At 49.1% G+C, this 17228-nt stretch carries 14 protein-coding genes and 1 tRNA gene; 8 read left to right on the top strand and 7 right to left on the bottom strand.

Annotated elements, in window-relative coordinates; translation table 11 throughout:
• Nucleotides 1–84 precede the first annotated feature (84 nt).
• From pheS to ACTHTU_RS03930, 6 genes are all read right to left on the bottom strand, one after another.
• Nucleotides 85–1074, bottom strand: a complete 990-nt coding sequence (gene pheS, locus ACTHTU_RS03955) for a phenylalanine--tRNA ligase subunit alpha (protein WP_070814423.1) — start codon at nt 1072–1074, stop codon at nt 85–87.
• A gap of 248 nt (nt 1075–1322) precedes the next feature.
• The gene (gene rplT, locus ACTHTU_RS03950) at nt 1323–1682 is read right to left on the bottom strand and encodes a 50S ribosomal protein L20 (RefSeq protein WP_003675502.1); all 360 of its coding nucleotides are present in this window, start codon (nt 1680–1682) and stop codon (nt 1323–1325) included.
• A gap of 12 nt (nt 1683–1694) precedes the next feature.
• Nucleotides 1695–1892 (bottom strand): 50S ribosomal protein L35, encoded by a 198-nt coding sequence (gene rpmI / locus ACTHTU_RS03945; protein ID WP_003675505.1) that lies wholly within the window; start codon nt 1890–1892, stop codon nt 1695–1697.
• Between the two features lie 142 nt (nt 1893–2034).
• Nucleotides 2035–2556 carry a translation initiation factor IF-3 gene (gene infC, locus ACTHTU_RS03940; protein WP_440361869.1) on the bottom strand — a complete coding sequence of 174 codons (522 nt, stop codon included), beginning with the start codon at nt 2554–2556 and terminating at the stop codon, nt 2035–2037.
• A 17-nt stretch (nt 2557–2573) separates the two neighbouring features.
• Nucleotides 2574–4487 carry a threonine--tRNA ligase gene (thrS, locus tag ACTHTU_RS03935; RefSeq protein ID WP_440361817.1) on the bottom strand — a complete coding sequence of 638 codons (1914 nt, stop codon included), beginning with the start codon at nt 4485–4487 and terminating at the stop codon, nt 2574–2576.
• A gap of 52 nt (nt 4488–4539) precedes the next feature.
• A tRNA-Val gene (locus tag ACTHTU_RS03930) sits at nt 4540–4616 on the bottom strand.
• Nucleotides 4617–4853: 237 nt separating this feature from the next.
• Here ACTHTU_RS03930 and tgt point away from each other — a divergent pair.
• From tgt to ACTHTU_RS03910, 4 genes are all read left to right on the top strand, one after another.
• Nucleotides 4854–5969 carry a tRNA guanosine(34) transglycosylase Tgt gene (gene tgt, locus ACTHTU_RS03925; protein ID WP_003745960.1) on the top strand — a complete coding sequence of 372 codons (1116 nt, stop codon included), beginning with the start codon at nt 4854–4856 and terminating at the stop codon, nt 5967–5969.
• A gap of 85 nt (nt 5970–6054) precedes the next feature.
• The gene (gene hemH, locus ACTHTU_RS03920; RefSeq protein ID WP_440361816.1) at nt 6055–7065 is read left to right on the top strand and encodes a ferrochelatase; all 1011 of its coding nucleotides are present in this window, start codon (nt 6055–6057) and stop codon (nt 7063–7065) included.
• Between the two features lie 120 nt (nt 7066–7185).
• Complete coding sequence (locus ACTHTU_RS03915) at nt 7186–7584, top strand: c-type cytochrome (protein ID WP_440361815.1); 399 nt, start codon at nt 7186–7188, stop codon at nt 7582–7584.
• Between the two features lie 205 nt (nt 7585–7789).
• Nucleotides 7790–8281, top strand: a complete 492-nt coding sequence (locus tag ACTHTU_RS03910) for a disulfide bond formation protein B (RefSeq protein ID WP_440361814.1) — start codon at nt 7790–7792, stop codon at nt 8279–8281.
• Between the two features lie 60 nt (nt 8282–8341).
• Here ACTHTU_RS03910 and ACTHTU_RS03905 read toward each other — a convergent pair whose 3' ends face one another.
• Nucleotides 8342–9070 carry a YebC/PmpR family DNA-binding transcriptional regulator gene (locus tag ACTHTU_RS03905; RefSeq protein ID WP_049331317.1) on the bottom strand — a complete coding sequence of 243 codons (729 nt, stop codon included), beginning with the start codon at nt 9068–9070 and terminating at the stop codon, nt 8342–8344.
• 364 nt (nt 9071–9434) lie between these two features.
• Between ACTHTU_RS03905 and ACTHTU_RS03900 the strand changes: the two genes are divergently transcribed.
• From ACTHTU_RS03900 to ACTHTU_RS03885, 4 genes are all read left to right on the top strand, one after another.
• The gene (locus ACTHTU_RS03900) at nt 9435–10865 is read left to right on the top strand and encodes an alanine/glycine:cation symporter family protein (protein ID WP_440361813.1); all 1431 of its coding nucleotides are present in this window, start codon (nt 9435–9437) and stop codon (nt 10863–10865) included.
• Between the two features lie 114 nt (nt 10866–10979).
• The gene (locus tag ACTHTU_RS03895; RefSeq protein WP_440361812.1) at nt 10980–11987 is read left to right on the top strand and encodes an IS5 family transposase; all 1008 of its coding nucleotides are present in this window, start codon (nt 10980–10982) and stop codon (nt 11985–11987) included.
• Between the two features lie 216 nt (nt 11988–12203).
• Nucleotides 12204–14288, top strand: coding sequence for a transferrin-binding protein-like solute binding protein (locus ACTHTU_RS03890; RefSeq protein ID WP_049328591.1), 2085 nt, complete (start codon nt 12204–12206; stop codon nt 14286–14288).
• Nucleotides 14285–17119 carry a lactoferrin/transferrin family TonB-dependent receptor gene (locus ACTHTU_RS03885; RefSeq protein ID WP_440361811.1) on the top strand — a complete coding sequence of 945 codons (2835 nt, stop codon included), beginning with the start codon at nt 14285–14287 and terminating at the stop codon, nt 17117–17119. Before ACTHTU_RS03890 ends, ACTHTU_RS03885 begins: the two co-directional genes overlap by 4 nt.
• Nucleotides 17120–17228: the final 109 nt, after the last annotated feature.

The following is a 17228-nucleotide window of genomic DNA, read 5'->3' as shown; positions in this document are numbered from 1 at the left end:
GGCCGTCTGAAACAAATTTTTATCAGACGAAATCAGTAATATCTATTTACTTTTCAGACGGCCTATCAAAAGACCATCTGAAATTTATTTAAACTGCTTCAAGAAGTTCAAATCATTATCGAAGAACAGGCGCAAGTCGTTCACGTTGTAGCGCAACATGGCAAAGCGGTCGAGACCGATGCCGAAAGCGAAACCGGTATATTTTTCAGGGTCGATATTCACATTTTTCAACACGTTAGGATGTACCATACCGCAACCGCCTACTTCCAACCATTTGCCGTTTTCGCCCATGATGTCGATTTCGGCAGAAGGCTCGGTGAACGGGAAGAAAGACGGACGGAAACGTACTTGCAGGTCATCGCGTTCAAAGAAGCGACGGATAAAGTCAGTGAACACTGCTTTTAAGTCGGCAAAAGTTACGCCCTCTTCTACCCACAAACCTTCGGCTTGATGGAACATAGGCGAGTGAGTGGCATCACTGTCCACGCGGTAAACGCGGCCGGGAGCAATAATTCGGATAGGCGGCTCTTTTTTATCGAGCATATAGCGGATTTGAATAGGCGAAGTGTGTGTACGCAAAACGTCGCCGTTTTCAACATAGAAGGTATCTTGCATCGCACGTGCAGGGTGATTTGCAGGTATATTCAAGGCTTGGAAATTGTGGAAATCGTCTTCGATTTCAGGGCCGTCCGCCACTTCAAAACCCATACCGTGAAACAGCTCAACCACACGTTGCAAAGTCAAAGTAACCGGATGCAAACCGCCATGCTCTTGCGCACGGCCCGGCAAAGTAATATCCAAGGCTTCTGCAGCCAATTGGGCTTGCAGCTTAGCTTCATTCAGGGCATCGCGTTTGGTATTAAAGGCCGTCTGAAACTGATTTTTGCATTCGTTGATGTGCGCGCCTATGGTTTTACGCTCTTCAGGAGACATTTGACCCAAAGTTTTCAAAAGTCCGGTCAATTCGCCGGTTTTACCAAGATAGCGTGCTTTAATTTGTTCTAAGGCATTGAAGTCTTGCGCGGCTTCAATAGCGGCAATACCTTCTGCAACGATACGGTTTACATTTTCCATGGTGGTTTATCGTCTGTTTGTTGGTGGCAGGCCGTCTGAAACAACAAAGCCGTCTGTTGGATTTGATTACAAACCCGTTCAGACGGCCTTTTGTCTTACTGCGGCCAATCCGTTTGATAAGAGAGACCTATTTTATCGCAAATTAGTATAAAAAAATAGAGTTTAAAGAAAGAAAATCAACTACATAGGATTTCTTTAAGAAAAGAAAAAAGGAAGCATAAGCTTCCTTTTTAAATAATCTTATCGAATTAAGCAGCCAAAGCAGCTTTAGCTTTTTCAACCAATTGTGCAAATGCAGCTTTGTCGAATACAGCCAAATCAGCCAATACTTTGCGGTCGATTTCGATAGCAGCGCGTTTCAGGCCGTTCATGAATTTGCTGTAAGAGAGACCATTTTCACGGGCACCTGCATTGATACGAACGATCCACAGTTGACGGAATTGACGTTTGCGTTGGCGACGGTCACGGTATGCGTATTGACCGGCTTTCATTACCGCTTGTTTGGCAACACGGTAAACGTTTTTACGACGACCGCGGTAGCCTTTGGCTAACGCGAAGACTTTTTGGTGACGAGCACGAGCGGTAACACCGCGTTTTACGCGTGGCATATTCTAAACTCCTTAAGCGTAGGGCAACATTTTAGCAACAGAAGCCAAATCGCGTGAATCCACCATAGCGGTGCCGCGCAATTGACGTTTAGTTTTAGTGGTTTTTTTGGTCAGGATGTGACTTTTGAACGCATGACCGCGTTTTACACCACCGTTACCCAGTACTTTAAAGCGTTTTTTCGCGCTAGACTTGGTTTTCATTTTAGGCATTGGAAAACTCCATTCGTTATTAGATAAGGTATAAGGGGTTTTGAAATAAATTTCAAACACTTGGAACCCAAAATACCACGGTTTTTGCCGCTAATTAAACCTTATTCCGAGCGGCAATCGAAATAAGCCTTGCATTATAGCTTTATTTTTTCTTAGGCACAATCATCATCACCATTTGACGGCCTTCCATTTTAGGGAAGGACTCGATTTGTGCCACTTCAGCCAACTCTTCTTTTACGCGTTCAAGCAGTTGGGCGCCCAATTGTTGGTGGGCCATCTCACGACCGCGGAAACGCAATGTCACTTTGACTTTGTCACCATCGGCAAGGAAGCGGTTGATGTTGCGCATCTTGATTTGATAGTCGCCTTCATCAGTACCCGGACGGAATTTAATTTCCTTGATTTGTACCTGCTTTTGGTTTTTCTTAGCTTCGTCGCGCTTTTTGGCTTGTTGGTATTTGTATTTACCGTAATCCATCAGTTTGCATACGGGCGGTTTGGCAGTCGGGGAAATTTCTACCAAATCGACATCTTGCTCTTCGGCCATAGCCAGAGCTTCACGAACTGAAACGACACCAAGCTGATCGCCTGACTCACTGATTAATCGCACTTCTTTGGCGGTAATTTCACCATTGATTCGTGCTTCGCGTTCTTGAGCGATGATGAATACTCCTATAAAAATTAATGATTGACGAGGGCGTCAATGATTTCTTGCTGCAATTGCGCAATAAAATCATCTACATTCAAAGAACCCAAGTCTTCCGCTTTGCGGCGTACCGCAACTTTGTTTTCTTGTTTCTCTTTATCGCCGACAACGATTTGATAAGGGAAACGGTATTGGCTGTTGTCGCGGATTTTGTAACCGATTTTTTCGTTACGCAAATCCAATTCGACACGGAAGCCTGCCGCCTGCAATTTGGCAGCCACTTCGCGACAATAATCTGCTTGGTTCTCGGTGATATTCATAATCACCATTTGAACCGGCGCAAGCCACAATGGGAATGAACCCGCATGGTTTTCAATCAGAATACCGATGAAGCGCTCCAATGAACCCAAAATAGCACGGTGCAACATTACAGGACGCGCACGGTCGTTGTTTTCAGTTACATATTCAGCATTTAAACGCTCCGGCAATACGAAGTCCAACTGCAGGGTACCGCACTGCCAAGAGCGACCCAAGGCATCTTTGACATGGTACTCAATCTTAGGACCATAGAATGCACCTTCACCAGGCAACTCTTCCCACTCTACGCCGCAAGCGGTCAATGCATCACGCAGGCCTTGTTCGGCCTTATCCCAAACTTCGTCAGAACCTGCACGTTGTTCAGGGCGGAGGGACAACTTCACAGCAACATCATGGAAGCCGAATTGTTTGTAAATGCGAACAAGCAATTCATTGAATGCACGTGCTTCATCAACGATTTGATCTTCGGTACAGAAGATATGCGCATCATCTTGCACAAAACCGCGAACACGCATCAGACCATGCAATGCACCGCTTGGTTCATTGCGATGGCAAGAACCGAACTCAGCCAAACGCATTGGCAAATCGCGATATGAGCGCAAACCGTTATTGAAAATTTGCACATGACCCGGACAGTTCATCGGTTTAACCGCGTATTCGCGTTTTTCTGAACTGGTCACGAACATATTGTCTTTATAGTTTTCCCAGTGGCCGGATTTTTCCCAGAAGGTTTTATCCATAATCTGAGGCGTTTTAACCTCTTTATAACCGGCAGCATTCAGCTCTTTACGCATATGCTGCTCAATCACTTGCCACAAAGCCCAGCCTTTAGGATGCCAGAACACCATGCCCGGTGCTTCATCTTGCAGGTGGAACAAATCCAATTGTTTACCCAGCTTACGGTGGTCGCGTTTTTCCGCTTCCTCGATGCGTTGGATATAGGCTTTCAATTCGTCTTTACTTGCCCAAGCCGTACCGTAAACACGTTGCAACATTTCATTGTTGCTGTCGCCGCGCCAGTATGCGCCTGCCAGCTTGGTCAGCTTAAAGTTTTTCAAGAAACGGGTATTGGGAACGTGAGGACCGCGGCACATATCGACGTATTCTTGATGATGATACATACCCATTGCTTCCACTTCAGGCATATCTTCAATCAGACGCAATTTGTACTCTTCGCCGCGATCTTGGAAAATTTTGATGGTTTCTGCACGAGGCGTCATTACTTTAATAACGTCATAGTCTTGTGCAATCAACTCTTTCATGCGCGCTTCGATAGCAGCCACATCATCAGGCGTAAACGGTTTTTCAGTCGCAATATCGTAATAGAACCCGTCTTCAATCACCGGGCCGATAACCATTTTTGCATCTGGGTAGAGCTGCTTGACCGCATGACCGACCAAGTGCGCGCAGGAGTGGCGGATAATTTCCACGCCCTCTTTGTCTTTAGGCGTAATGATTTGAACATGAGCATCTTCGGTAATCGGATCGCAAGCATCCACCAATTTACCGTTAACCTTGCCCGCTACCGTTGCCTTTGCCAAACCTGCACCGATAGACGCTGCAATTTGCGCCACGGTAACGGGTGATTCGTATTGGCGGACCGAACCGTCCGGCAAGGTAATGTTCAACATCAGAAAGCTCCAAAACATTAAAAAATAACGGCATAAAGCCGTTATGGAAATTTGGTAGGCACAATTGGACTCGAACCAACGACCCCCACCATGTCAAGGTGGTGCTCTAACCAACTGAGCTATGTGCCTTCATCTAAGTCGCTTATTGTAACGAAGCGTGTTCCCTTTTGCAAGCATCTGTAAATACTTTTCAGACGGCCTGAATATTTTTGTTTGATTTATACCTCATTTTTTATTTCCTCCGTCATTCAGGCCGTCTGAAGCATTGTTTTGACAAAGATAAAATCCAGCCGTCAACCAACGAAAAATCCTTTATAATCTGCCCTTTCATTTCGCACACACGCGAACGTCCAATCTATTATTACTATGCTCAAATTTACCTTACACAAAAAAGACGGTCATGCCCGACGCGGCACTTTGGAATTGAACCACGGCAAAATCGAAACGCCGGTATTTATGCCTGTCGGCACTTACGGTTCGGTCAAAGCAATGAACCCACAAAACCTGCATGACATCAAAGCACAAATCATTTTAGGCAACACTTACCATCTGTGGCTGCGCCCAGGTTTGGAAGTCATCGAACAATTCGGCGGCCTGCACGAATTTATCGGCTGGGATAAGCCGATTTTGACCGACTCGGGCGGTTTTCAAGTATTCTCGTTGTCCGATATGCGCAAGCTGACCGAAGAAGGCTGTACATTCCAAAGCCCGATCAACGGCGACAAACTGTTCCTCTCACCAGAAGTGTCGATGAAAATCCAAACTGTGTTGAATTCCGACATCGTGATGCAGCTGGACGAATGTACCCCTGGCGAAGCAACACACAGCCAAGCGCAAAAATCGCTGCAAATGAGCCTGCGCTGGGCGGAGCGAAGCAAAAAAGCTTTTGAAGACCTGAAAAATCCGAATGCGTTGTTTGGTATTGTCCAAGGCGCGATGTATGAAGATTTGCGCGAAGAATCGTTGAAAGGTTTGGAAGAACTCGACTTTCCCGGCTTGGCCATCGGCGGCTTATCCGTTGGCGAACCTAAGCCCGAAATGTACCGTATGTTGCGCGCCGTCGGCCCTATCCTGCCGGAACACAAGCCACATTACTTGATGGGTGTCGGCACGCCTGAAGACTTGGTGTACGGCGTGGCACACGGTGTGGATATGTTCGACTGCGTCATGCCCACCCGCAATGCGCGTAACGGCTGGCTGTTTACCCGTTTTGGCGATTTGAAAATCAAAAACGCCAAACACAAACTCGACAAGCGTCCGATTGATGAAAGCTGCACCTGCTACGCATGCCAAAACTTCAGCCGCTCCTACCTGCACCACCTGCACCGAGTCGGCGAAATCTTGGGCGCACAGCTCAACACCATCCACAACCTGCACTTCTACCAAGTCATCATGGCAGAAATGCGCGAAGCCATCGAACAAGGCAAATTTGCCGATTGGCAGGCGCAATTCCATGAAAACCGCGCCCGCGGTGTGGATTAATCCTTTTAAAGGCCGTCTGAAACCAGGTTTTGATTCAAACTGCTTTTCAGACGGCCTCAATATTCTTCATTAATAAAGCACAACCATGTCTCGTTTCCATACCGAACCGGCCCTAGCCTACACCGCACAAAACCGCACCGCCGTCCTGCTGCTCAACCTCGGCACGCCTGACGCGCCCACTGCTGCCGCAGTCAAGCCTTACTTGAAAGAATTTCTGTCTGATCAACGCGTTGTCGAATTGCCCAAGCTCTTATGGCAACCGATATTGCGCGGTTTGGTATTGACCTTTCGCCCCAAAAAAAGTGCGCATGCCTATGAAAAAGTTTGGTTTAAAGAAGGTTCACCGCTTGAGGTTTACACACACCGCCAAGCAGAAGCCCTGGCCAAACATTTGCCCGATGTCATCGTCCGTCATGCCATGACTTACGGCAACCCAAGCGTTGCCGACGTTTTGGCGGAACTCAAAGCCCAAGGCGTAGGCAAATTGCTGGTCATCCCGCTTTATCCGCAATATGCCGGCTCTTCTACCGGCGCAGCCTTGGACAAAGTGTTTCAAGAATTATTGCTGCAACGCAACCAAATGAGTGTCCGCACCGTCTCCCGTTATTACGACGATGCCGCCTATATCCAAGCCATGAAGCAGCACATCGAAGCCTATTGGGCCCAAAACGGACGCGGTGAAAAACTGATGTTGAGTTTCCACGGCATTCCGCAAAAGCATCACGACGACGGCGACCCCTATCCTGACGAGTGCCACCATACCGCCAAACTGCTCGCGCAGGCATTGGGCTTGTCCGAACAAGAATACATCGTTTCTTTCCAAAGCCAGTTTGGCAAATCCCAATGGGTCAAGCCCAGCACGCAAGCCTTGTTTGATGAGCTTCCGAAACAAGGCACGACCAAACTCGACGTCTTCTGCCCCGGTTTCATGGCCGACTGCCTCGAAACCATGGAAGAAATCGCCATTATGGGACGCGAACAATTCCACGCCGCCGGCGGCAAAGAATACCGTTACATCCCCTGCCTCAACGATTCCGCCGACTGGATTGCCGCACTTGCCCACTTAAGCCGGGCCAATCTGCAAGGCTGGATTTGACCTAAACCAAAGGCCGTCTGAAAAATCCACTTTCAGACGGCCTTTAGCGTTATCATCAAGTTATTCAAACGCAAACCAAGCGTGTAGCCATCAAAAACACTACTCAAAAAGGAACACATCATGACTGCACTCCGCCCTAACCTGCTCCTTCTGACCGCACTCAGCCTCCCAACCGCTTTTGCCGCTGATGCCACGCTGATGAGCAAAGGACAAAAGATTTACGAAACCAACTGCGCCGCCTGCCACGGCAAAAAGGGCGAAGGCCGTGGCGCCATGTTCCCGCCACTGTTCCAGTCCGACTATATCAACAAAAAACCGCAAGTCCTGTTGCAAAGCATGACCAAGGGCATCAACGGCCCGATTAAAGTGAACGGCAAACCTTACAACGGCTTCATGCCTTCTACCGCCATCAATGATGCCGATGTCGCCGCCGTTGCCACTTACATCATGAACGCCTTTAATAATGGCGGCGGTACGATTACTGAAGCAGACGTCAAAAAATCTCACGGGAAAAAATAAAACGTCTCTCCCCTAAAGGCCGTCTGAACATTTCAGACGGCCTTTTCGATATGGAACACATTTTTGTTTCCATATTTATGGTTATGCAATACCAACAAACATACGCAAAAAACCGTCAAACCAAAAAAAGCATATGCGTTTTGTGTTAAAGTAAACATTATTTAGCGGCTGTTTTGCGTCCAGGCCGTCTGAAAGGTTTTATGTGATGAACTTTTTCCGCAAGACTGTTTTATTTTTAGTCGTCCTCTCCATATTTGCCGCCTGCGGCTCCTTTATTTCCCAATACGTTTTGGGCATGAACCCGTGCGTATTGTGCATCCTGCAACGCTTGTGCGTATTAGGTGTCGGGCTGTTGGCCATTGTTACGGCGTTCAGTTCCCAATCTTCCAAATTTGCCCGTTTGCTCTCGGCATTGTTGATTGCCGCCCCGGCCGTTTACGGCGCCGGTGTCGCCGCCTATCAAATTTGGTTGCAAAGCCTGCCGCCCGGCACCGCCCCTTCTTGCGGCGCACCTTGGACCTTCCGCCTGCGCGACTGGCCTTTGTTCGATTGGTTTGAACCCATCGTCCGCGGCTTTGGCAACTGCGCCGAGCCGGACTATCTATTCGGCGTCGCCCTGCCGGTGTGGAGTATTTTGTATTTCAGCTTCGTGGTATTACTGCTGCTTTGGGCTTGGTTGAAAACCAGAAAAATCTGATTGGTTTCGATATAAAAAGGCCGTCTGAAATTTCAGACGGCCTTTTATTCTTTAAACTGTTTAATCCAGATTCAACACGGCAGAAGTGTAAACGTCTTGTACGTCATCCAAATCTTCCAATGCGTCAATCAGTTTTTGCATCTTAACCGCATCTTCGCCGCTCAACTCGGTTTCGTTTTGGGCGCGCATGGTAACGTCGCCGTCAACAGATTTGTAGCCTGCGGCTTCTAATGCTGCTTTCACGCCCGCCCAGTCGTTCGGCGCGGTAACCACTTCGATGGAACCGTCGTCGTTGGTGATCACATCTTCCGCACCGGCTTCCAAAGCCGCTTCCATCAGCGCATCTTCGTCAACGCCCGGTTCAAACACCAAATAGCCTTGATGAACGAAGTTGAACGCTACGCAGCCGTCGGTACCCAAATTACCGCCGTTTTTAGTGAACGCGTGACGCACATCGGCAACGGTACGGGTTTTGTTGTCGGTCAGACAGTCCACCATCAAAGCCGCGCCGCCAATGCCGTAGCCTTCGTAACGCAACTCGATGTATTCCACGCCTTCCAGATTGCCCGTACCTTTATCGATGGCACGTTGCACGTTGTCTTTAGGCATATTGTTTTCAGCGGCTTTTTCCAAAGCCAGACGCAGGCGCGGGTTTGCGCCGGGATCGCCGCCGCCCATGCGGGCAGCAACGGTAATTTCTTTAATCAGACGGGTGAAGATTTTGCCGCGTTTGGCATCTTGTCGGGCTTTTTTGTGTTGGATATTTGCCCACTTACTATGGCCTGCCATGTTGATTCCTTTCGTTTTTTCACGCGTTGAGGCGGAATTTGCTTCATTTGTAAGGCGTGCATTTTATCATAAGTTGTCTTTACCCAAAATATTCAGACGGCCCGAATATTTGCAAAAAAGGCCGTCTGAAAACAAAAAAAACTTTTTTAAATAAAGAAGCACATTTGCGGCAAACCTTTGTCAGTTTTTCGTTTTAATTCACGAAGGTTTACGGTATGATGACAAAATCGGTCAAAATTGTTAACAACTTAACCGGTATCGAATGGCAAAACGGCCTGCTCGCCGATATTGCCAAACGCGAAAAATGAGTGGGAGTAGTTACCCGTATCATTTTATTTTTATTGTTTTTATTAAAGGTTTTATTATGGAAGAAATATTGTCTGCTCTGGTGGGTGCAGTCAATCAGGTTCTTTGGGACTACCTGCTGATTTATGCCTTAATCGGTATCGGCCTGTTTTTTACCCTGTACTTGGGCGCGCCGCAAGTGACCAAATTGGGGACGGGTTTCAAATCCGTTTTCGGCGGCTTGTTCAGCAAAAAAGACAAAGACCACGAAGGCAAATCTCTGTCTCAATTTCAAGCGCTTGCCGTGGCGATTTCTGCTCAAATCGGTACCGGTAACGTTGCCGGTGTCGCCACTGCGATTACTGCCGGTGGCCCGGGTGCCATTTTTTGGATGTGGTTGTCTGCCATTTTGGGCATGTCTACCATTTTTGCAGAAGCCGTTTTGGCGCAAAAATACCGCGTGGTCAGCCACGGAAAATACATCGGCGGCCCTGCATTTTACATTACGCATGGTCTGACGCCGAAAATCGGCCGTGGTGCGGCGCGTTTCCTGTCCGGCTTTTTCTCCATCGCCTTGATTATCGCGCTAGGCTTCATCGGTAACGCAACCCAATCCAATTCCATTGCCTCGGCCATGAATTTGGCTTTCGATATTCCTCCGATGGCTGTCGGCATTGCTTTGGCGGTATTCGCCGGCCTGATCATCATCGGCGGCATCAACCGCATTGCCGGTATCGCGCAATTTGTCGTGCCGTTTATGGCGGTGATTTACATCTTATGTGCCGTAATTATTTTGTTCAAATTCTCCGACCACATCATCCCGATGTTCCACAGTATCTTTGTCGCCGCCTTCAATCCTGAAGCGGTATTGGGCGGTGCGGCCGGTATCGGTATGCGCGAGGCCGTCCGCTTCGGTGTGGCACGCGGCCTGTTTTCCAATGAAGCCGGTATGGGTTCGACCCCGCACGCTCATGCGACCGCCAACGTCAAACACCCTGTGCAACAAGGTATGGCCGCGTTTATCGGTATCTTCATCGATACGCTGATGGTCTGCACGGCAACTGCGCTGATTATCCTGCTGACCGACGCTAACTTGTCCGGCGAAACCGGCGCGGCGGTTACCCAACTGGCTTTTAACAAAGCCTTCCCGGGTTTCGGTTCGCAATTGCTCGCCGTCTGTCTGACCTTCTTCGCCTTTACCACCATCATCGGCTGGTACTACTTCGGCGAATCCAATATCCGCTTCCTATTCCGTGGCAAACACTTGGGCATCTACCGCGCACTGGTTTTAGTGGCCATCGTATTGGGCACCTTGGGCAAAGTGGATTTGGTTTGGAGCATGTCCGATATGTTCAACGGCTTTATGGTCTTGCCGAACTTAATCGCCCTTTTCCTGCTACGTAAGGAAATCCGTGCGGTTTACGACGATTATCTGGCGCAAACCAAAGCCGGAAAAGAGCTGACCTACAACTATGAATTCCACGAATTCCACGACAAAAACCCAGGTTAACGACAAACAAAAACCTCTCAGTCAAACTGAGAGGTTTTTTTATTTCAGGCCGAGACCTTTGCAAAATTCCCCAAAATCCCCTAAATTCCCACCAAGACATTTAGGGGATTTTCCATGAGCACCTTCTTTCAGCAAACCGCCCAAGCCATGATCGCCAAACACATCGACCGCTTCCCACTATTGAAGTTGGATCAAGTGATTGATTGGCAGCCGATCGAACAGTACCTGAATCATCAAAGAACCCGTTACCTTAGAGACCACCGCGGCCGTCCCGCCTATCTCCTGTTGTCCATGTTCAAAGCCGTCCTGCTCGGACAATGGCACAGCCTCTCCGATCCCGAACTCAAACACAGCCTCATCACCCGCATCGATTTCAACCTGTTTTGCCGTTTTGACGAACTGAGCATCCCCGATTACAGCACCTTATGCCGCTACCGCAATTGGCTGGCGCAAGACGACACCCTGTCCGAATTGCTGGAACTGATTAACCGACAACTGACCGAAAAAGGCCTAAAAGTAGAGAAAGCATCTGCTGCCGTCGTTGACGCCACCATTATTCAGACTGCCGGCAGCAAACAGCGTCAGGCTATAGAAGTCAATAACAAAGGACAAGTCAGAGGTCAAACCACACCGAGTAAAGACAGCGATGCCCGTTGGATAAAGAAAAACGGCCTTTACAAACTCGGTTACAAACAACATACCCGTACCGATGAGGAAGGCTATATCGAGAAACTGTACATCACTCCCGCCAATACCCATGAGTGCAACCATCTGTTGCCTTTGCTGGAAGGTATTGCCGAAGGTACGACCGTCTATGCCGACAAAGGCTATGACAGTAAGGAAAACCGGCAACATCTGGAAGGGCATCAGTTGCTGGACGGCATTATGCGCAAAGCCCACCGCAACCGCCCGCTGACGGAAGCACAAACCAAACGCAACCGATATTTGTCGAAGACCCGTTATGTAGTCGAACAAAGCTTCGGTACGCTGCACCGTAAATTCCGCTATGCCCGGGCAGCCTATTTCGGGCTGATTAAAGTGAGTGCACAAAGTCATCTGAAAGCGATGTGTTTGAACCTTTTAAAAGCCGCCAACAGGCTAAGTGCGCCTGTTGCCGCCTAAAAGGCGGCCCGGATGCCTGATTAATCAGGTATCCAAGGGGAATTAAGGGGATATTTGGGTAAAATCAGGAGTAATTAGGAGCGGAATTAGACGAAAACCTGTGTTTGGATTTCGGCTGTCGTGGGAAGGGCTTTTTTGCAAAGGTCTTGGGTTGATATTATCTGTGCATATTAATATAATGATAATTATTATTAATCAAATAGAGGAAAAGTAGGGATGTGTAAACCGAATTATGGCGGCATTGTCTTGTTGCCCTTACTTTTGGCATCTTGTATCGGCGGCAATTTCGGCGTGCAGCCTGTTGTCGAATCAACGCCGACCGCGCAAACCCCGTCAGATTCCAAACCTTCCAAGCCTGAGGATATTCCTGCTCCGGCTCCTGCCAAACCTTCTATAGAAACCACGCCGGTCAACCAGCCCGCCGTCGGTGCGGCAATGCGGTTGCCAAGGCGGAATATTGCTTTTTATAACAAAGACGGTACGGAAATTCCCGATAAGCATCAGGCAGAGGAGTATCTGCCGCTTAAAGAGGAGGATATCCTGTTTTTAGACGGTACGCCGCAAGAACAGGTCGACAAACTTAAAAAGGAAATCAAAGGACGGCATCCTAATGCACAAATCTACACGTCCGATTCAAAAGATGCTGTGTATCAATATAAATATGTCCGGGCCGGATATGTTTATACTCAAACAGGAGAAGACGAAATCAAACAGAACTCAGGTGGTAAGCGGTTTACCCACCGGTTTGGTTATGACGGGTTTGTATATTATTCCGGAGAACATCCCTCCCAATCTTTACCGAGCGCGGGAACGGTGAAATATTCCGGTAACTGGCAATATATGACCGATGCCAAACGTCATCGGACAGGTCAGGCGGTTGCCAGTGAGAATTTGGGTTATAACACATATTATGGTAATAATATTGGTGCAACTTCTTATGCGGCTAGGGATGCCGACGACAGGGAAAAACATCCTGCCGAATATACGGTTAATTTCGACAAAAAAAACCTGGAAGGTAAGTTGATTAAAAATCAGTATGTGCAAAATAAGAATAATCCAGATGAACCTAAAAAGCCGCTGATCATTTACAACATTACTGCAAAATTGGACGGCAACCGCTTTATCGGCAGTGCCAAGGTCAATCCTGATTTAGCGGAAAAACATGCCGGTAAGGAGCATTTGTTTTTCCATGCCGATGCCGATCAGCGGCTTGAGGGCGGTTTTTTCGGCGATAACGGAGAAGAGCTTGCCGGACGGTTTATCAGCAACGACAAAAGCGTATTCGGCGTATTCGCAGGCAAACAAAATAGCTCCGTGCCGTCTGAAACGCATACCAAAATCTTGGATTCGCTGAAAATTGCCGCCGACGAAGCTGCCGATCCTAAGGCACGTCCGTTTATTGCCGAGCCTATGCCCGACTTTGCCCATCCTGACAAACTCCTTGTCGAAGGGCGTGAAATCTCCTTGGTCAAAGATACTCAAACCATCGTTCTTGCCGACGGCAGGAAAACGACAATCCGAACCTGCTGCGATTTTCTGAACTATGTGAAAATCGGACGGATGCAAACCGACCGTCCCGTCGTCAAACCGACTGCAACAGAGGACGAAGATTCCGATCATGAAGGCGCGGGACCTGATGATGAAAATGAAAGTTTAGAGCCTGAAGACGGTGAAGACGGTTTGGAAAATGATACCGATGACGGTCATGCTTCTTCCGAGTTGCCGGCAGAGGAAGATAACGGGGAAGCAAATACAGCAGGAAAAAATGAAGGAAACAACGCGGAAAGCGTAGGCACGGATGGAAAATCACCTGTCCAACCCGCTTCTGCATACAGGAATATCGACCTTTTCATAAAAGGTATCCGCACTTCCGAGGCAGACATCCCCAAAATTGGGAATGTCCACTATAGAGGTTCATGGGAAGCCCGTATCGGCGCGCCGATCCAATGGGATAACCATGCGGATAAAGCGGCAAAAGCCGAATTCGACGTTAACTTTGCCAACAAGTCCCTTTCCGGCACCCTGATGGAGAAAAATGGTGTAGAACCTGCCTTCTATATTGAAAACGGTATTATTGAGCACAACGGTTTCCATGCAGCAGCACGTACCCGTGATACAGGTATCGACCTGCTTGGCAGGGGTGCAACATCCTCCAAACCGTTTAAAGCCGAGAACCTTCATGTAACAGGGGGCTTTTACGGACCTCATGCATCGGAATTGGGCGGCAGCTTTGCCGAACCCCAACAAAAAATCGGTGTGGTATTTGGTGCGAAGAAAGATGACAAGGAGGCAACACGATGAACAGAAGGCATACATTCCCGCTTACCCTGACCGCCTTGGCCATTGCAGCCGCTTTCCCATCATATGCGGCAAACCCCGAAACGGCGGCATCTGATGCGGCGCAAAGTCAATCATTGAAGGAGATTACCGTCCGTGCCGCCAAAGTGGGACGGCGATCGAAAGAGGCGACCGGTTTGGGCAAAATCGTCAAAACGTCGGAAACGTTGAACAAAGAACAGGTACTCGGTATCCGCGACCTGACGCGCTACGATCCGGGCGTGGCCGTCGTCGAACAAGGTAACGGCGCGAGCGGCGGTTATTCGATACGGGGCGTGGATAAAAACCGTGTGGCGGTTTCGGTCGACGGTGTTGCCCAAATACAGGCGTTTACCGTGCAGGGTGCATTGAGCGGATACGGCGGACGCGGCGGCAGCGGTGCAATCAACGAAATCGAATATGAAAACGTCGGTACGGTAGAAATCGACAAAGGTGCCGGTTCTTCCGATCACGGCAGCGGTGCGCTCGGCGGAGCAGTCTCCCTCCGCACCAAAGAGGCGGCAGACCTGATTTCAGACGGCAAAAGTTGGGGGATACAGGCAAAAACCGCCTACGGCAGTAAAAACCGCCAATTTATGAAGTCGCTCGGCGCGGGTTTCAGTAAGGACGGTTGGGAAGGGCTGTTAATCCGAACCGAACGCCAAGGGCGGGAAACGCGCCCGCACGGCGATATTGCGGACGGGGTGGAATACGGCATAGACCGTTTGGACGCGTTCCGCCAGACATACGATATTCAGAGTCCGAATAAAAAGGCAGAATATTTCCTGGCGGAGGGCGAGAGTGAGCTCAAGCCTGTGGCAAAATTGGCGGGCAACGGGAAATATTTGAAAAACCAGCTCAACCGCTGGGTGGAAGAACGCCGTTCAAAAGGTCAGGCTTTAAACAGTGAAGAAGAAGCGATGGTGCGGGAGGCGCAGGCGCGCCACGAAAACCTGTCCGCCCAATCGTACACAGGCGGCGGCAGGATATTGCCCGATCCGATGGATTACCGCAGCGGTTCGTGGCTTGCCAAGCTGGACTACCGCTTCGGCGGCAGGCATTATGTCGGCGGCGTGTTTGAGGATACCAAACAGCGTTACGACATCCGCGATATGACGGAAAAACAGTATTACGGTACGGACGAGGCGAAAAAGTTTAGCGACAAGAGCGGGGTGTACGACGGCAACGATTTCCGCGACGGCTTGTATTTTGTGCCGAATATAGAAGCGTGGGATAAAAACAAAGAAAAATGGGTCAAGGGCATAGGTTTGAAATATTCCCGCACCAAATTTATAGACGAACATCACCGCCGCCGCCGTATGGGTTTGCTGTACCGTTATGAAAACGAAGCGTATTCTGACAATTGGGCGGACAAGGCGGTGTTGTCGTTTGACAAACAGGGCGTGGCAACCGACAACAACACGCTGAAGCTGAATTGCGCCGTGTATCCTGCCGTGGACAAATCCTGCCGCGCGTCGGCAGACAAGCCGTATTCCTACGACAGCAGCGACCGTTTCCACTACCGCGAACAGCACAATGTTTTGAATGCCTCGTTTGAGAAGTCGCTGAAAAACAAATGGACGAAACACCATCTGACTTTGGGCTTCGGTTACGATGCTTCCAAAGCGATCTCCCGCCCCGAACAGCTTTCCCACAATGCGGCAAGGATTTCGGAATACTCGGATTACACCGATAAGGGAGACAAGTATCTTTTGGGTAAGCCCGAAGTCGTCGAAGGGTCGGTCTGCGGCTACATCGAAACCCTGCGTTCCCGCAAATGCGTGCCAAGAAAAATCAACGGCAGCAATATCCACATTTCTTTGAACGACCGTTTTTCAATCGGCAAATATTTCGATTTCAGCTTGGGCGGCAGGTACGACCGGCAAAACTTTACCACGTCGGAAGAACTCGTCCGCAGCGGGCGGTATGTTGACCGTTCGTGGAACAGCGGCATCGTGTTCAAACCGAACCGGCATTTTTCTTTGTCTTACCGCGCCTCCAGCGGCTTCAGAACGCCCTCCTTCCAAGAACTTTTCGGGATAGACATTTATCACGATTATCCGAAAGGCTGGCAGCGTCCTGCCCTGAAATCGGAAAAGGCAGCCAACCGCGAAATCGGTTTGCAGTGGAAGGGCGATTTCGGCTTTTTGGAAATCAGCAGCTTCCGCAACCGTTATACCGATATGATTGCCGTTGCCGATCAAAAAACCAAATTGCCGAATCAGGCAGGACAATTGACAGAGATTGATATACGCGATTATTACAATGCCCAAAATATGTCGCTCCAAGGCATCAACATCTTGGGAAAAATCGACTGGAACGGTGTGTATCACAAACTGCCCGAAGGTTTGTACACGACTTTGGCGTACAACCGTATCAAACCGAAATCGGTATCCAACCGGCCGGGACTGTCCCTCCGCAGCTATGCTTTGGATGCGGTACAGCCGTCGCGTTATGTTTTGGGGTTCGGATACGACCAGCCCGAGGGGAAATGGGGCGCAAACATTATGCTGACCTATTCCAAAGGGAAAAACCCTGATGAACTTGCTTATCTGGCAGGCGATCAAAAACGATATTCGGCAAAAAGAGCGTCGTCTGCTTGGTCGACGGCAGATGTTTCCGCCTATCTTAATCTGAAAAAACGGCTGACCTTGAGGGCGGCTATCTACAATATCGGCAACTACCGCTACGTTACTTGGGAATCCTTGCGCCAGACTGCGGAAAGCACGGCAAACCGGCACGGCGGCGACAGTAACTATGGAAGGTATGCCGCACCGGGCAGGAACTTCAGCCTCGCGCTTGAAATGAAGTTTTAAAGGAAATACCGTCTGAAAGCTTGATCTGCACCCCAAAAGTCGGACTAAACCGCCAACTGATTAAGGTGCAGGTTTTTTTTGAGGTTTAGGGTAACTTCTAAACCGTCAT

Origin of the sequence: Neisseria sp. P0020.S005, assembly GCF_051957055.1 — a bacterium.
GTDB lineage: Bacteria > Pseudomonadota > Gammaproteobacteria > Burkholderiales > Neisseriaceae > Neisseria > Neisseria subflava_A.
The sequence above is the reverse complement of the archived record's forward strand: the minus strand, read 5'-3'. Positions and strand labels throughout refer to the sequence as shown.

Bases quoted from the DNA above. Each gene is read 5' to 3' on its own strand.
- ACTHTU_RS03915 (WP_440361815.1), top strand. From the start codon at position 7,186: ATGACTGCACTCCGCCCTAACCTGCTCCTTCTGACCGCACTCAGCCTC.
- ACTHTU_RS03905 (WP_049331317.1), bottom strand. From the start codon at position 9,070: ATGGCAGGCCATAGTAAGTGGGCAAATATCCAACACAAAAAAGCCCGA.
- ACTHTU_RS03890 (WP_049328591.1), top strand. From the start codon at position 12,204: ATGTGTAAACCGAATTATGGCGGCATTGTCTTGTTGCCCTTACTTTTG.
- pheS (WP_070814423.1), bottom strand. From the start codon at position 1,074: ATGGAAAATGTAAACCGTATCGTTGCAGAAGGTATTGCCGCTATTGAA.
- ACTHTU_RS03885 (WP_440361811.1), top strand. From the start codon at position 14,285: ATGAACAGAAGGCATACATTCCCGCTTACCCTGACCGCCTTGGCCATT.
- ACTHTU_RS03895 (WP_440361812.1), top strand. From the start codon at position 10,980: ATGAGCACCTTCTTTCAGCAAACCGCCCAAGCCATGATCGCCAAACAC.
- ACTHTU_RS03910 (WP_440361814.1), top strand. From the start codon at position 7,790: ATGAACTTTTTCCGCAAGACTGTTTTATTTTTAGTCGTCCTCTCCATA.
- ACTHTU_RS03900 (WP_440361813.1), top strand. From the start codon at position 9,435: ATGGAAGAAATATTGTCTGCTCTGGTGGGTGCAGTCAATCAGGTTCTT.
- hemH (WP_440361816.1), top strand. From the start codon at position 6,055: ATGTCTCGTTTCCATACCGAACCGGCCCTAGCCTACACCGCACAAAAC.
- rpmI (WP_003675505.1), bottom strand. From the start codon at position 1,892: ATGCCTAAAATGAAAACCAAGTCTAGCGCGAAAAAACGCTTTAAAGTA.
- tgt (WP_003745960.1), top strand. From the start codon at position 4,854: ATGCTCAAATTTACCTTACACAAAAAAGACGGTCATGCCCGACGCGGC.
- rplT (WP_003675502.1), bottom strand. From the start codon at position 1,682: ATGCCACGCGTAAAACGCGGTGTTACCGCTCGTGCTCGTCACCAAAAA.
- thrS (WP_440361817.1), bottom strand. From the start codon at position 4,487: ATGTTGAACATTACCTTGCCGGACGGTTCGGTCCGCCAATACGAATCA.